Source organism: Streptomyces sp. NPDC088785 (assembly GCF_044750685.1).
Taxonomy (GTDB): Bacteria; Actinomycetota; Actinomycetes; order Streptomycetales; family Streptomycetaceae; genus Streptomyces.
The window spans coordinates 170,855-185,430 of sequence record NZ_JBIVKH010000014.1 but is presented as its reverse complement, the minus strand read 5'-3'; the positions used below and the strand labels follow the sequence as shown (position 1 = coordinate 185,430).

Annotated in this window: 14 protein-coding genes; 7 read left to right on the top strand and 7 right to left on the bottom strand. The window is 74.0% G+C overall.

Features of this window, described 5'->3' with window-relative positions:
• Positions 1 to 57: 57 nt before the first annotated feature.
• Entirely contained in the window at positions 58 to 756 is a 699-nt protein-coding gene (locus tag ACIP5K_RS29900) for a L,D-transpeptidase family protein (RefSeq protein ID WP_401414512.1), read from the bottom strand.
• A 224-nt stretch (positions 757 to 980) separates the two neighbouring features.
• On the opposite strand from ACIP5K_RS29900, the gene ACIP5K_RS29895 reads away from it, so the two are divergent.
• Positions 981 to 1,670, top strand: coding sequence for a M15 family metallopeptidase (locus tag ACIP5K_RS29895; RefSeq protein WP_401414510.1), 690 nt, complete (start codon positions 981 to 983; stop codon positions 1,668 to 1,670).
• A gap of 33 nt (positions 1,671 to 1,703) precedes the next feature.
• Here ACIP5K_RS29895 and ACIP5K_RS29890 read toward each other — a convergent pair whose 3' ends face one another.
• Positions 1,704 to 3,488, bottom strand: a complete 1,785-nt coding sequence (locus ACIP5K_RS29890) for a SpoIIE family protein phosphatase (RefSeq protein ID WP_401414509.1) — start codon at positions 3,486 to 3,488, stop codon at positions 1,704 to 1,706.
• Positions 3,489 to 3,648: 160 nt separating this feature from the next.
• Positions 3,649 to 4,548, bottom strand: coding sequence for an NmrA/HSCARG family protein (locus ACIP5K_RS29885; protein WP_401414507.1), 900 nt, complete (start codon positions 4,546 to 4,548; stop codon positions 3,649 to 3,651).
• 107 nt (positions 4,549 to 4,655) lie between these two features.
• Here ACIP5K_RS29885 and ACIP5K_RS29880 point away from each other — a divergent pair, with 107 nt between their 5' ends.
• The 4 genes from ACIP5K_RS29880 to ACIP5K_RS29865 all read left to right on the top strand — a co-directional run bounded on the left by ACIP5K_RS29880 (position 4,656) and on the right by ACIP5K_RS29865 (position 9,723).
• Positions 4,656 to 5,213 carry a TetR/AcrR family transcriptional regulator gene (locus ACIP5K_RS29880; RefSeq protein WP_401414505.1) on the top strand — a complete coding sequence of 186 codons (558 nt, stop codon included), beginning with the start codon at positions 4,656 to 4,658 and terminating at the stop codon, positions 5,211 to 5,213.
• A 212-nt stretch (positions 5,214 to 5,425) separates the two neighbouring features.
• A complete protein-coding gene (locus tag ACIP5K_RS29875) occupies positions 5,426 to 7,642 on the top strand; it encodes an MMPL family transporter (RefSeq protein ID WP_401414504.1) in 2,217 nt (738 codons plus the stop codon).
• A gap of 117 nt (positions 7,643 to 7,759) precedes the next feature.
• Positions 7,760 to 9,070 carry a sensor histidine kinase gene (locus tag ACIP5K_RS29870; protein ID WP_401414502.1) on the top strand — a complete coding sequence of 437 codons (1,311 nt, stop codon included), beginning with the start codon at positions 7,760 to 7,762 and terminating at the stop codon, positions 9,068 to 9,070.
• Positions 9,067 to 9,723 (top strand): response regulator, encoded by a 657-nt coding sequence (locus tag ACIP5K_RS29865; RefSeq protein WP_401414500.1) that lies wholly within the window; start codon positions 9,067 to 9,069, stop codon positions 9,721 to 9,723. The genes ACIP5K_RS29870 and ACIP5K_RS29865 overlap by 4 nt, the downstream gene beginning before the upstream one ends.
• Before the next feature lie 46 nt (positions 9,724 to 9,769).
• On the opposite strand, the gene ACIP5K_RS29860 is transcribed toward ACIP5K_RS29865, so the two are convergent.
• The gene (locus ACIP5K_RS29860; RefSeq protein WP_401414498.1) at positions 9,770 to 10,318 is read right to left on the bottom strand and encodes a TetR/AcrR family transcriptional regulator; all 549 of its coding nucleotides are present in this window, start codon (positions 10,316 to 10,318) and stop codon (positions 9,770 to 9,772) included.
• A 112-nt stretch (positions 10,319 to 10,430) separates the two neighbouring features.
• Between ACIP5K_RS29860 and ACIP5K_RS29855 the strand changes: the two genes are divergently transcribed.
• Positions 10,431 to 10,841, top strand: coding sequence for a nuclear transport factor 2 family protein (locus tag ACIP5K_RS29855; protein ID WP_401414497.1), 411 nt, complete (start codon positions 10,431 to 10,433; stop codon positions 10,839 to 10,841).
• Positions 10,841 to 11,737, top strand: a complete 897-nt coding sequence (locus ACIP5K_RS29850) for an SDR family oxidoreductase (RefSeq protein ID WP_401414495.1) — start codon at positions 10,841 to 10,843, stop codon at positions 11,735 to 11,737. The genes ACIP5K_RS29855 and ACIP5K_RS29850 overlap by 1 nt, the downstream gene beginning before the upstream one ends.
• Before the next feature lie 52 nt (positions 11,738 to 11,789).
• Here ACIP5K_RS29850 and ACIP5K_RS29845 read toward each other — a convergent pair whose 3' ends face one another.
• The 3 genes from ACIP5K_RS29845 to ACIP5K_RS29835 all read right to left on the bottom strand — a co-directional run bounded on the left by ACIP5K_RS29845 (position 11,790) and on the right by ACIP5K_RS29835 (position 14,568).
• Positions 11,790 to 12,785 (bottom strand): aldo/keto reductase, encoded by a 996-nt coding sequence (locus ACIP5K_RS29845; RefSeq protein WP_401414494.1) that lies wholly within the window; start codon positions 12,783 to 12,785, stop codon positions 11,790 to 11,792.
• A gap of 155 nt (positions 12,786 to 12,940) precedes the next feature.
• Positions 12,941 to 13,816: a class I SAM-dependent methyltransferase gene (locus ACIP5K_RS29840; RefSeq protein WP_401414492.1), complete on the bottom strand. Its 876-nt coding sequence runs from the start codon at positions 13,814 to 13,816 to the stop codon at positions 12,941 to 12,943.
• A gap of 146 nt (positions 13,817 to 13,962) precedes the next feature.
• Positions 13,963 to 14,568 (bottom strand): helix-turn-helix domain-containing protein, encoded by a 606-nt coding sequence (locus ACIP5K_RS29835; protein ID WP_401414490.1) that lies wholly within the window; start codon positions 14,566 to 14,568, stop codon positions 13,963 to 13,965.
• Between the last annotated feature and the right edge of the window lie 8 nt (positions 14,569 to 14,576).

Sequence of the window (14,576 nt, the reverse complement as noted above, 5' to 3'; positions counted from 1 at the left end):
CCGCCGGCAGAGCGGCGCGGACATCGCCCGGGAACCGGGCCGGGGCTCACACGGTGCTCAGGTGCCCGGCTTGCGGCCGTAGACGAAGACGTCGTCGCCGGTCTTGAGCAGGGACCAGTACTTCTTCGCGGTGGTCTTCGTCATGTTGACGCAGCCGTGCGAACCCGGCGGGTTCCACATGCTGACGCCCACCGAGTGGAACGCCTCGCCGCCGTCGAAGAACTGGCTGTACGGCATCGGCACGTCGTAGATGCTCGACACGTGGTCGATGTGCCGCCAGTAGATCTTCTTCAGTCCGGTGCGCGTCTCGTAGCCGTCGCGTCCCGTGCGCACCGGGACCGGCCCGTAGACGAGGTTCCTGCCGTCCTGGATCCAGCTGAGTTGCAGCGTGAGGTCGACGCAGGCGATCCGGCCCTTGTTCACCGGGCACTTGCCCGCCTTGTTCGGGGTGTCGCCGACCGCCTTCTGCTTGTTCATCAGGTTCATCACGCCCCAGGTGACGGGGCCCGCGTACCCGATGTTCGGGGTGATGCCGTGCTTCGTCTGGAAGGCCTTGATGGCCTTGCAGTCGGTGGCGGACTGCTTGCCGTCGACCGGGCGGCCGAGGAACTTCTCCACCTGCTTCTGGTGCGGGCCGGTAGTGGTCGTGCAGCTCGCGGCCGCCTGCGCGGGTGCCGTGCCGAGCGCAAGTGCGAGCGGTGCGACCAGCCCCGCGACCGCGGCGACGCCGACGACCCGTCTGCGATGGTCCCCCATGACCGATCCTCTCCCTGGATTCCGGGACGCGCCCGGGACTCCGGCCGGGTGCGTCCGAGCCACCGACACCTCGGGGTGCGGAGACTCTGCCGGGCTAGACGAGTCCTCGGGCGCGGGGGTTGTACGGACGGGCCGGCTGATACCGAACGATGACAACCGCGGCGCCGCGCATCCCCGGCCGCCGCCTCCCGGACTTCACAGAAGCCGCCCTTTAAGGTCATAAGGTGCAAAAAGTACCGCGCTCCGTGATGGCCGCCGTCGTCGTCGCCGCAGCCCTGCTGGCCGCCCCGCCCGCGCAGGCCGGCCCGGCCCCGTCCGCCTCCCCCGCCGCCGCGACGGCGCTCGCGCCCGCCCTGGACGCGGTGGTCTCCGCCGCGCCCGCCGCGAAACTGGCGTCCACCTATCGCCGCGGCTGCCCCGTCCCCCCGGCCCGGCTGCGGCTGATCCGGATGAACCACTGGGGCTTCGACGGCAAGGTGCACCGCGGCGAGCTGATCGTCCGCCGCGAAGCCGTGCGCCCGATGCTGTACGTGTTCGGGCGCGCCTTCGCCGCGAAGTTCCCCGTCCGGCGGATGAGGGTCATGGCCGCGTACCGGGGCAGCGACACCGCCGCGATGAGGCAGGACAACACCTCCGCCTTCAACTGCCGCGCCGTGACCGGCAGTCCGGGCCGGAGGTCCCAGCACTCGTACGGCGACGCGATCGACATCAACACCCTGGAGAATCCCTATGTCGACACGGCGGGCCGCGTCTACCCGCCCGCCGGGCGGCGCCACCTGCGCCGGGACCGGCCCGTCAGGGGCATGATCCGGCGCGGGGACGTGATCACGACGGCGATGCGGAAGGTCGGCTGGCAGTGGGGCGGCCGCTGGGCGCACCCGGACTACCAGCACTTCTCCGCCAACGGGCGCTGAGCCGCGCCCCGTTCGTCAGGGGCGCGCGGCGGGTCAGGGTTCCTCCGGCCCGTCCTCGTCGAGTTCGAACCACACCGTCTTGCCCTCCGGTTCGGGGCGGATGTTCCAGCGGTGGGCGAGCAGGTCGAGGAGGACGAGGCCGCGGCCCGAGGAGGAGAGCTCGCCGGGGGCGCGGCGGTTGGGGACCTCGTCGCTGCGGTCGGTGACCTCGACCCGCAGGCGGCGGCGCCCCTGCACGCCGCTGATCTCCGCGCCGAGGACGGCGGCGCACTCGGTGTGGATCAGGACGTTGCCCAGGAGTTCGGAGGCGAGCAGGACCACCGTGTCGACGTGCTCGGGGCGCGCCCAGTCGTGGAGGAGTCCCTGGAGTTCGATCCGCGCGTCGGCGAGCCCCTGGGCCTGGTCCTGTTCCAGGGTCAGCCGCAGCCGCCGCCCGGGGTGGTCGGCGGCCGGGTCGGCCGGGTCGCGGCGCAGGAGGAGCAGGGCGATGTCGTCCTCCGTGAAGGAGGTGGGCCGGGCGCCGGGCTCCGCGGCGTGCGGGGCGACGACGGCGTTCAGGAGCCGGTCGGCCAGGGCGTCGACGTCGTCGGCGGCGCCCGGGGTCAGCGCGTTGCGGACCCGGAGCCAGCCGGAGTACATGTCGTGGCCGCCGGACTCGATCAGGCCGTCGGTGCAGAGCATGAGGATCTCGTTCTCGCGCAGGGTGACCACGCTGACCGGGTAGTCGTCCTCCCCCAGGTCGAGCCCGAGGGGCAGGCCGCCGCGCACGTGTTTGAGGAGGCAGGTTCCGTCGGGGAGGCGCAGCACGGGATGCGGGTGCCCGGCCCGGGCGATGCGCAGGACGCCGGTGGCCGGGTCGGCCTCCAGATAGATGCAGGTGGCGAAGCGGTCCTCGTCGAGCGACGCCAGGAAGTGGGACGCCCGTACGAGGACGGCGTCGGGTCCGTGGCCCTCGACGGCGTAGGCGTGGATGGCGGTGCGCAGTTGCGACATCAGCCCGGCGGCCTGGACGTCGTGGCCCTGGACGTCGCCGATCACGAGGCCGAGGCGTCCGCCGGGCAGCACGATGCTGTCGAACCAGTCGCCGCCGATCATGAGTCCGCCGCCGGTGGGCACGTAGCGGGCGGCGACGGTCAGGCCGGCGACTCCGGGGCCGACCCGGTCCATGCTGCTGCGCAGGCTCTGGGACAGGGCGTGGTCGGCCCGCCCGTTGTAGGTCTGTTCGATGCTCTGGCCGAGCAGCCGGGCCAGGGTCATGAGGAAGGTGCCCAGGCCGTCCGTCATCCGTACGGGTGCCTCGAACGCGGCCAGCCAGACGCCGGTGAGCTGCCCGTACGTGACCAGCGGGAGGTACGCCCAGGCCGCGGACCCCGCCCGGTCGGAGAGCGGCCAGGCGCTGGGGAACCGGTCCCGGTACTCCTGCGGCGAGGCCAGGAGCACGGGGCGTCCGGTGCGGGTCACCTGGGTGGCGGGGTGGTCGACGTCCAGCGGCAGCCGGAACGCCTCGCCCTCCGCGTCGCACGCGCCGAGGGACCCGACGCAGTGCAGGAAGGCGCGGTCCGCCCGGAACACCGCCTGTCCGCGCAGGGGCAGCTCGGGGCCGGACAGCTGGGAGATCAGGGCGAGGGCTTCCGCGAGCGATTCGGAGCGGGCCAGGGAGTGCCCCGCGACGAGCAGGTCGGAGCCGCGGCGGCTGCCGCGTTCCGGTGCCCGCCCGGTCCCGTCGGCGGTCGGGCCGGCGAGCCGGTTGAGAGCCTCGACCTGGCGCAACTCGGCGTCGCGCTCCTCGGAACTGCCGTGCTCGCGCCCACCGGCCACCTGCGGCACTCCCGTCTGCTCGGCCCGTTCTGCCTTCTTCCGCGTTCTCCCATGTTCCGACGATCAGCCCGCTCGCGCCTGCCCGGCGGAGCACCCGATACCGCCCGGGGCCCCGGCGCGGCGGATCCGGCGCCGCGGCGGGGCCCGCCGCGCGGCGCGGTCAGCCCAGGTGCGTGCGCGCCCAGGTCCCGAAGGAGGTGAGGGGCAGGCCGAGGGCGCGGGCGAGGTCCGGGTGGGCGGGGTGGGGGTGGTCGTTCATCGCGGCCTGGGCGATCCCCATGGCGGGCATCCCGGCGGCCGTCGCCTCCTCCTCGGTCAGGTCGGGTGCCGTGAGCGGGACGCGCAGCGCCCGGGAGAGGACGTCGGCGATCTCCGTCATCGTCAGCAGGTCGCTCGCGAGCTCCAGCTCGACACCGTCGAACCGTCCGGGCTCCGCCACGGCCGCGGCCGCCGCCGTGCCGATGTCGTCCACGGCCACCAGGGCCAGGCGGGTGGCCGGCTTCAGGAGGGTGACCAGGCCGCCCTCGACACCCCGGGGGAAGACGATGCCCGCCTCGGGGCGGAGGTTCTCCATGAAGAAGCCCGGCTTGAGGAGGGTCCAGTGCGCGAAGCCCGCCTCCCGCACGCGGTCCTGGATCCCGGCCTTCGCCGTGTAGTAGGGCTCCATCCACGCCCAGGCGTCCTTGACCCACGCGGTGTGCTGGCCGGCTCCGGAGACGGAGGTGTGGACGAACTGCGGCACTCCGGCGCTCTTCGCCGCCTCGATCAGGTTGGCGGCCTGGGCGACCTCCCCCTCGAAGCCGCGCCCGGCCAGGTCGGGCATCTGCACCGAGAAGACGGCGCGGGCCCCCTCGGCGGCCCGGGCCAGCGAGTCCCGGTCGTCGAGGTCGCCGGTGGCCAGGCCCACTCCCCGGGCCCGGAGCGCCTCGGCGCGCGGTGCGTCCGGGTCACGGACCAGCGCCCGGACGGGGACGCCGCCGGCCAGCAGGGCCCGGACGGTCGCGCCGCCCTGCTGGCCGGTCGCTCCGGTGACGAGAACGGGCGCGGACGCTGCGGTCATGAGGGACTCCTCAAGGGTTCGGCCATAAACGGCGGGGTCCGCCGTTTCTTCGTCCCGTACGATACGGAGGACCCCACCGTTTAGCCAGGCCCGTGGAGAGGACCGGCATGACAGCCCAGCGCGCGGACGCCCGCCGCAACTACGCGCGGATCCTCGCCGTGGCCGAGGAGGAGGTCGCCGCGCACGGCGCCGACGCCTCCCTGGAGCGGATCGCCCGGGTGGCGGGCGTCGGGTCCGCGACCGTGCGACGGCACTTCCCCGGACGGCGGGCGCTGCTGGAGGCGGTGTTCAGCGAGCGGATCGCGGCGCTGTGCGCGCGGGCGGGCGAGCTGGCCGGCGCCGGGGATCCGCGCTCCGCGCTGCTGGACTGGCTGGACGCCCTCGCCTCCTACGCCGTGTCCGCGCGCGGCATGGCCGACGCGCTGGCGCCCGACGGGGCCCGGGACGGCACGCACGAGAGCGCCTGCTCGGTGCGGCTCGCCGCGTCGGCGGATCCGCTGCTGCACCGCGCGGCACACGCCGGCGCGGTGCGGCCCGACGTCACGGTCGCCGACCTGGTCACCGTGGTCACCGGCCTCGTCCTGGCCACCGAACACCACCCGGACCAGGCGGCCGAGGTGCGCCGGCTGCTCGCGCTCGCGGTACGGGGCATCAGCCCCGCATGAGCCCGGGGCCCGGCGTGCCGGGTCCTCGACGGCTCGTCGCGCGCACACCGGCGTACACCCTGCGGAGGAGCTCGGGGCGGCACCCCGGTACTAGCGCCCCGGGCCGATTCACCTCCGCGGACCCAAGGCACCGGGGCGGGCGCTTCCTAGCGTGAGGGACGGGTCGCGACGCGGCCCCGTTCCGTCCTCTGCGCGCCTCCCGGGAGTTCTCCGTGGCCACGTTCCTCTACCGGCTGGGCCGGTTCTCATTCCGGCGACGAAGGCTCGTCCTGATGTTCTGGATCGCCCTGCTGGCCGTCGTCGGCATCGCCGCCGCGGGGGCGTCCGGCAGGACGACGGACACCTTCAGCATCCCGGGCACCCAGTCGCAGAAGGCCCTCGACCTGCTGAACGAGGAGTTCCCGCAGGCGTCGGCGGACAGCGCCACGGCCCGGGTCGTCTTCGAGGCGCCGGACGGCGGCACGCTGACCGCGGGCGGGAACAAGGCGGAGGTCGAGGCGCTCGTCGCCGACCTCGGCAGGGCCCACCAGGTGAAGACGGTGTCCGACCCCTTCCGCGCCGGCACCGTCAGCGAGGACGGTTCGATCGGCTACGCACAGGTGACGTACGCGGTCGCCGACGCCGACGTCAGCGACCGGGCGCGCACGGACCTGGAGCACGTCGCGGACACCGGCGAACGGGCCGGGCTGCACGTCAGCATGGGCGGCACGGCGGTCGCCGCGCAGGCCGAGCAGAGCTCGACCGAACTGCTGGGGCTCCTGATCGCCGCCGTCGTCCTGGTCATCACCTTCGGCTCGCTGGTCGCGGCCGGACTGCCGCTCCTGTCCGCCCTGTTCGGCGTCGGCCTCGCGGTCCTCTCCCTCACCCTCGCGAGTTCGGCCCTCGGGCTCAGCTCCAGCACCAGCACCCTCGCCCTGATGCTCGGCCTCGCGGTGGCCATCGACTACGCCCTGTTCATCGTCTCCCGCTTCCGGGGCGAACTGCGGAACGGGCACGCCCCGGAGGAGGCGGCCGGGCGGGCGCTCGGGACCGCCGGTTCCGCGGTGGTGTTCGCCGGGCTGACCGTCGTCATCGCGCTGGCCGGCCTGGGGGTCATCGGCATCAGGATGCTCACCGACCTCGGGTTCGGTGCCGCGTTCGCCGTGATCGTCGCCGTGGTCATCGCGCTCACCCTGCTGCCCGCCCTGCTCGGCTTCGCCGGCGACCGGATCGGCGCGGGCCGGCTCACGACCCGCCGGATGCGGGCCGTCGAGCGCGGCGAGCGCGAGCCGATGGGGGTGCGCTGGTCGAGGTTCGTGCTGCGCCGCCCGGTCAAGGTGCTGGTGACGGCGGTGGCCGGGCTGCTGCTCCTCGCCACCCCCGCCCTGTCGCTCGAACTGGGCATGCCCAGCGACGAGTCGGCCGCCCCCGGCAGCACCCAGCGCGTCGCCTACGACACCATCAGCAAGGGGTTCGGCCCCGGCTACAACGGACCGCTGTCGATCGTGCTCGACGCCCGCGGCAGCGACGACCCCAAGGCGGTCGCCCGGGACGCCGTCGCACTGCTCGACGGCCTGCCCGACGTGGCCTCGGTCAGTCCCGCCGCGTTCGACCGGAGCGGTGGCGTCGCCCTCATCAGCGCCGTCCCCGGCTCCTCCCCCAGCAGCCGGAGCACCATCGACCTGGTCGCCGACATCCGCGACCGCGGCGCGCGGTTCCAGGCCGACACCGGCGCCGAGCTGATGGTCACCGGCACCACCGCGCTCAACATCGACATCTCCGACAAGCTCAGCGGCGCCCTCGTCCCGTACCTGTGCGTGGTCATCGGACTCGCCCTGATCCTGCTGATGCTGGTGTTCCGCTCGATCCTCGTCCCGCTCAAGGCGGCGGCCGGATTCCTGCTCAGCGTGCTCGCGACCCTCGGTGTCGTCGTCGCCGTCTTCCAGAAGGGCTGGTTCGCCGACGCCCTCGGAGTCGATCAGACGGGCCCGGTCGTCAGCATCCTGCCGATCTTCATGATCGGCGTCGTGTTCGGGCTCGCCATGGACTACCAGGTCTTCCTGGTGACCCGGATGCGGGAGGAGTACGTCCACGGGGCCGAGCCGAAGGAGGCGGTCGTCGCGGGCTTCCGGCACGGCGCCCGGGTGGTCACCGCCGCGGCGGTCATCATGATCGCGGTGTTCTCCGGCTTCATCCTCAGCGACCAGTCGATCATCAAGTCGATGGGGCTCGGCCTCGCCGCCGCCGTCCTCCTCGACGCGTTCGTCGTCCGGATGACCATCGTCCCGGCCGTCATGGCGCTGCTCGGCCGGCGCGCCTGGTCGCTGCCCGGCCGCCTGGACCGGCTGCTGCCGAACGTGGACGTGGAGGGGGAGAAGCTGCGCCACCTCCTGGACGACGCGACCGAGCCGGCGGCACGGCCCGAGCGCGTGCCCACCGGAAGGGGCTGAGCCGCCGGCCGTACCATCCGATGCGGGGCTCCGGCCCGCCCGTGACCAGCCGTTCCGCCCGCCGGCCCCTCCTCGCGGAGAACCGGCGGGCGACCCCGTGGGGAGAGGAAGCACGACATGACCGCACCGACGGCGACCGGGCCGTCCCGATCCTCGGTCGAACCCGAGGCGCTGCTGGGCGGGGCGGAGCGGCCCTCGGACGTGATGGTGATGCGCGCGCTGAGACGGCTCATGGAGGCGGACCGGAGCCACGCGTGGGTCAGGGGCTGGGGGGTGCCGCTGCTCTGCCTGCTCTTCGGCATCCCGGCCCTCCAGAACGCGGACTCCGGCCCGGGACCCGGCGCACCCGTGCTGCTCGCCCTGATGGCCGCCTTCTGCGTCCCGCTGCTGTGGCGGCAGCGGCGGCCCATCCTGGTCTTCGCCCTCACCACGGCCGTCGCCGTGGTGAGCAGCGTCCTGGACGCCAACACCGGGTCCGCGGCGGCGCCGGTGGTGGCGCTGCTCAACGTGGGGCGCGTGGTGCGGCCCGGTTCGCTCGCGGTCTGTGTGGCGATCGCCGCGGCGCAGACCGCCCTGTCCACGGTGGTCCGCGGCGACGTGGACGACATCGGCCTCCAGACCTGGGTGGTGGCGCTCATCCAGGCCGCCCTCGTGGTGGCCGTCGCCGCGGCGGGCCTGGTGGCCCGGGTCGTGAACGCGTACATCAGCGCCCTGCACGAGCGCGCCGTGCAGCTGGAGGTCGAGCGCGACCAGCGGGTCCGGCTCGCCGCCGCCACCGAACGGGCCCGGATCGCCCGGGAGATGCACGACATCCTCGGCCACACCCTCGCCGTCATCGTCGGGCTCGCGAACGGCGCCGCCGGGCTGACCGAGGCGAAGCCCAAGCGGGGCGCCGACACGCTGCGCCTCATCGCCGAGAGCGGGCGCGGCGCGCTGGCCGAACTGCGCCGCCTGCTCGCCGTCATCGGCGACGACGACCGGGTCACCCAGGAGGGCACCCCGCTCGCGCCCCAGCCCGGTCTCGGCGATCTGGAGCCGCTCCTCGACCGGGTCAGGGCCGCAGGACCCACGGTCACCCTGCACACCGAGGGGCCGCTGCCCGACCTGTCGCCCGGCCTGCAACTCGCCGTCTACCGCGTCGTCCAGGAAGCACTGACGAACACCCTCAAGCACGCGGCACCCGACACCACCGTCCACATCACGCTCCACCACGACGACACGGCCCTGCGCCTCGCGGTCGAGGACAGCGGGCCGGCGCTCACGGCGCGCGCCAACGACGACGGCCGCGGCCTGGTCGGCGTGCGCGAGCGGGCCGCGCTGTACGGCGGGACCGTGACGGCCGGCCCCAACGACCGGGGAGGATGGAGCGTGCGGGTCCGCTTCCAGACCGCGACCACCTCTGCACCCACGGAGAAGCACTCCTCATGACCACCGTCCTCATCGTCGACGACCAGGCGCTGCAACGGCTCGGCTTCAGCATGCTCATGGAGCAGCACCCCGACGTGACGGTGGTCGGCGAGGCCACCCACGGCGCCGAGGCGGTGCGGATGGCAGCCGAACTCCGCCCCGACGTCGTCCTGATGGACGTGCGGATGCCCGGCATGGACGGCATCGAGGCCACCCGGCGCATCGTGCGCTCCGGGGGCCGTTCCCGGGTCCTGGTGCTGACCACCTTCGACCTCGACGAGTACGCCTACGCGGCGCTGCGCGCCGGAGCGAGCGGGTTCCTGCTCAAGGACGCCCGGCCGGACGAACTGATCGCGGGGGTACGGGCGGTGGCCGGCGGCGACGCCGTCATCGCCCCCGGTCTGACCCGCAAACTCCTCGACGCCTTCGCCGACCGGATCCCGGGCCGCAGCGCCGAGCAGGAGGCCCGTCTCGCCGCGCTGACGGACCGCGAGCGCGAGGTGCTGACCGCGATGGCGGGAGGCTGGAGCAACACCGAGATCGCGGACCGGTTCTCGCTGGCCGAGTCCACGGTCAAGTCCCACGTGAGCCGGGTGCTCGCGAAGATCGGCGCGCGGGACCGCGTGCAGGCGGTGATCTTCGCCTACGACGCGGGGCTCGTGAAGCCGTCCTGACGGCGCCCGGTGACCGGCGCGCGGCGGGCCGCCCGCCGTCGCCGGGTCAGCGCGGCCGTGCGGCCGGGTCGAGGAGGCGGCGGGCGAGCGCTTCCAGGTCGCGGCGGATCGCGTCGCCCGACCGGCCGGCGGCGAGCAGTTCGTCGATCAGGTCCACCCGCAGGGCGCCGAGCAGGACGTGCGCCCAGTAGGCGGCGCTCTCGGCGGCCTCGGCGCCGATCGGTGCGATCAGCGCGACCAGCGTCTCGTGGGTCCACACGTAGTGCGGTGAGCGCAGGAGGCGGGTGCCGGGCTGCTCCCGCGCCGCGGCGAGGTGGCGGTTGTCGAGCTTGAACAGCGCGAGTTCGTCGAGGACGGCCAGGACCCGGTCCAGCGGCGGCACCGAGGGGCCGACCCGGGATCCTTCGCGGGCGAGTTCGGCCCGCAAGGGGGCGGCGCGGGACAGGAAGAGGGCGTCGAGCAGGCCGTCCCGGCTGCCGAAGGCGCGGAACAGGGTGCCTTTGCCCACCCCGGCCGCCGCCGCGATGTCGTCCATGGTCACGGCCTTGGGCGCCGGGGACTCGGCGAACAGGCCGTCGGCCGCCGCGAGGACCACCGCACGCGGGAACGGGGGGCGTCCCGGACGCCTCTTCCCTTTTTCGGACTGCTGGTCCGTAATGCTGTTACCGTGTTCAGGACTCACGGTCCGAATTCTACGGGAGATCCTTGTGCCGACTGATGTGACCACGGACGACGTCCCTTCCTGGCTGGTCGACGCCCTGACCGGGCTGGCCGCGGGCGACATCGACGCCTGGCTGGGGGCGTTCGCCGAGGACGGCGTCCACGAGTTCCCGTTCGCCACGGCGCGGGAGGTGCGGCGCCTGGAGGGCAAGGAGGCGATGCGGGCCCATCTCACCCGGGTCGCGGGAGGCGTGCGCTTCGGCAGCCTCGACGACCTCCGGGTGCACGCGACGCGGGGCGGCCTGGTCGTCGAGGCGGAGGGGCATCACGAGGACGCGGCGACGGGCGCGCCCTTCGACCTGCGGTATGTCTGGATCATCACCCACCGCGCGGGCCGGATCACCCTCCTGCGGGACTACATGGGCCCGCGGCGGCCGCGCCGGACGGAGGAGGTCTGATGCGCGTCTTCCTCACCGGTGGCACCGGGTTCATCGGCTCCGCCGTCGTCGCCGATCTGCTCGGCGCGGGCCACACGGTGCTCGGCCTTGCACGCTCCGCCGCCTCCGCGAAGGCCCTGGAGGCGGCGGGGGCCACACCGCACCGCGGCAGCCTGGAGGACGTCGAGAGCCTGCGCGCCGGGGCGGCCCGGAGCGACGGCGTGATCCACACGGCGTTCGGCACCACGGATCTCGCGGCCTTCGTCGAGAACAGCCGCATCGAGCGGGCCGCGCTGGAGGCGATCGGGGACACCTTGGCGGGCAGCGACAGACCGCTGGTCGTCACGGCCGGATTCGCCTTCCTGACCCCCGGCTCCGTCGCCACCGAGGACGACAGGGGGCCCGTCCCGGCGAACCCGGTGGGCCGCGCCGCCGAGGCGCTGGCCACCTCGCTGGCCGAGGAGGCGGGCGTCCGCACGTCCGTGGTCCGCCTGCCGTGCGTGCACGGCACCGGTGACCGGTTCACCGTGCCCCGGTACATCGCCGTCGCCCGCCGCACCGGAGTGTCGGCGTACATCGGCGACGGCCTCAACCGCTGGTCCGCCGTCCACCACACCGACGCGGCGCGCGTGTACCGGCTGGCCCTGGAGCGGGCCGCGCCCGGCGCCCGCTATCACGCCGTGGCGGAGGAGGGCGTGCCCTTCCGGCGGGTCGCCGAGGTCATCGGCCGCCGCCTGGGGCTGCCGGTGCTCAGCAGGACGCCGGAGGAAGCGGACGCCCACTTCGGCATCGACGCCTACTTCGCCGGGGCCGACGTCCCCGCCTCCAGCACGCTCACCCGGCGTCGCCTCGGCTGGCGGCCGCTCGGCCCCTCGCTCCTGGCCGACCTCGACCGGGACGGCTACTACACCGCCTGAACCCGCGTGACGCGGGTCCGGGCGGTGTGCGGGACCGGATCGGGGTGCGGGACTACTGGTCCACGGCGGACATGCCCCGCTCGTCGTAGCGCTCGCCGGCGGCCTCGGGCACCTCGGCGTCGATCCGGGCGAGGTCGTCCGCGGTGAGCTCGACGTCGAGGGCGCCGACGTTCTGTTCGAGGTAGGTCCGGCGCTTGGTGCCCGGGATCGGGACCAGGTGCTCGCCCTGCGCCAGCACCCAGGCGATGGCGAGCTGGGCGGGCGTGACCTCCTTCTCGGCGGCGATCTCCTTCACCTTCCCGGCGAGCCGGAGGTTCGCCCGGAGGTTGTCGCCGGTGAAGCGGGGACCGGTGCGCCGGAAGTCGCCCTCGTCGAGCTCCTCGGGGGAGGAGAAGCGCCCGGCGAGGAACCCGCGGCCCAGCGGGGAGTACGGGACGAAGCCGATGCCCAGCTCACGGCACGTGGGCAGGATCTCGGCCTCGGGGTCCCGGCTCCACAGCGAGTACTCCGTCTGGACGGCCGTGATCGGGTGCACGGCGTGCGCGCGGCGGATGGTCTCCGCGCTCGCCTCGCTCAGCCCGATGTGGCGCACCTTGCCCTGCGCGACGAGTTCGGCCAGCGCTCCGACGGTCTCCTCGATCGGCACCCGGGGGTCGACGCGGTGCTGGTAGTAGAGGTCCACGTGGTCGGTGCCGAGCCGCTGGAGGGAGCCGTCGATCGAGCTGCGGACGTGCTCCGGCGAACCGTCCTGCCGGCCGACGGTGCCCGGGTCGCCGGGGACGGCGTCGTCCATGCGCAGGTTGAACTTCGTGGCGATCACGTACTCGTCGCGATGTCCCCGCACCGCGCGGCCGACCAGCGACTCGTTCGTCAGCGGGCCGTATATCTGAGCGGTGTCCAGGAAGTTCACCCCCAGTTCGAGAGCGCGCCGGACGGTCCTGATGCCCTCGTCCTCGTCGGCGGTGCCGTAGAAGGCCGACATCCCCATGCAGCCGAGCCCGAGCGCCGACACCGGAAGGTCCCGGAGGGTGCGTGTCGTGTGCGTCATCTTGATGTGCCGCCTTTCCGCGTGCGTGTGACCGGTCGCCCTCCCATGACACAACGGCCGCGGCCGCGCCGCCTCCCTGCGGGCGGTCGCGGCACGGGCCGTGACCGCGGGCGGGCTTCTCCGCCCCGACGCCCCGTCTGGGCCGCACGCACGCGTCACACGCGGCGCGCGGCCCAGACGTGGCGTTCGGTGCGCACCGCGAGGTCGTCGCGGCGGGTGATGCCGTGCGGGCCCCCGGTGTCGAGGAGTTCGTCGAGCGCGGCCAGGTCCTCGGCGCCGAGCGCCGGGGCGGCGGTGTCGCGGAGCCGCGACAGGCTGCCGTACGCGTACCGGCCGATGGCCGGGCTGCGGGAGCCCTCGATGGCGACGGTGACGGTGCGCCGGTCCTCCACGGTGAATCCGGCGGCGGCCAGCATCGGCCCCCAGTCGGCGCCGCGGTGCGGCACGTGCTCGGCGTGGAAGCTGTCGGACGCGGCGTGCACGCGCTCTTCGAGTCCGGGCCGGCCGGCGGGCGCGTCGGCGGGCAGGAAGCGGGGGAAGCCGTCCAGTTCGACGACGGCGAACAGAGCGCCCGGGGCGAGGAGGCGGTGTACGGCGGCCAGGGCCCGGTCGGGGCGGGCCATGTGGTGCATGGAGGCGGAGGCCCACACGAGGTCCGGCGCGCCGAGGTCGGGCCAGTCGTCGGCGTCGAGGTCGGCCTGCACGGTGCGCACCCGGTCCTGCACGCCGCGGGCGCACGCCTTCTCCCGCAGCAGCCGGAGATGGCCGGCCGAGGCGTCGACGGCGGTGACGCGGGCCTCGGGGAAGCGGTCGAGGAGGGCGAAGGTGCCCGCGCCGGTGCCGCTCCCCAGGTCCACGACGTGGCGCGGCGCGTTCGTCAGCGGCAGCCGGTCGGTGATGGAGGCGATGTGCTCGGCGAGGACCTCGGCGTCGAGGTCGAGGATCTCCGCCTGCGCGGCGTCGTCGTGCGCGGAGTGGCGGTGGTCGTGCGGGTCGCCGTGGTGGGGGGTGTGCTGATGCGCTGAGGTCATGGCGTCACCGTAGAACCCTCATGCCTCGATCGCACGATCGGTTGCGTATGAGGCAAGAAGGTGGTGCTCCGCGCTGCTCCGGGCGCAAGATCGGCGGGTGCCGCAGCCGCCCCGGGCCGCGCGCCGGGACCGTCCGCACCCGTCGCTCACCCGGCTCCCCGCGCGTCGTCGCAGTCGCCTTCCGTGCCGTCGGCGCCCTCTTGGTGCCCGCGGCGCGCGTCACGGTCGAAGATCCCCAGGATCTCGCACGGCCCGCCCTCGGCGCCGATGGCGTGCGGCATCATCGTCGGGAACTCCGCGGCCTGGTTGGTCTCGATGCGGAAGCGCCGGTGCCCGAGCATCAGGATCGCCGTGCCGGACAGGACGACGAGCCATTCGCGGCCGGGGTGGGCGCGCATGCGGGCGGGGTTGTCGGGGGGCGGCTGCGTCATCCGCTGGCGCATGACGCTCATGCCGGGCTCGTTCTTGATCGGCCAGCGCATCAGGCCGTGCCGCACGTCGATCAGCGGGCTGATGACGACGTCCTCGGCCGCGTTCTCCACCAGCTGGTCCAGGGTGGTGTCCAGGGCGCGGGCGAGCGTGACGAGCTGGTCGAGGGCGAGGCGGCGCTGCCCGTTCTCGATGCGGCTCAGGGAGGACTGGCTGAGGTTGGCCCGGCGGGCCAGCTCTTCCAGGGAACAGCCCTGAGCGACGCGCAGGGCCCGGATCCGTCTGCGTACGAGGCTGTCGAGCTGCCCGTCTTCTTGCGTCATGGGCACGA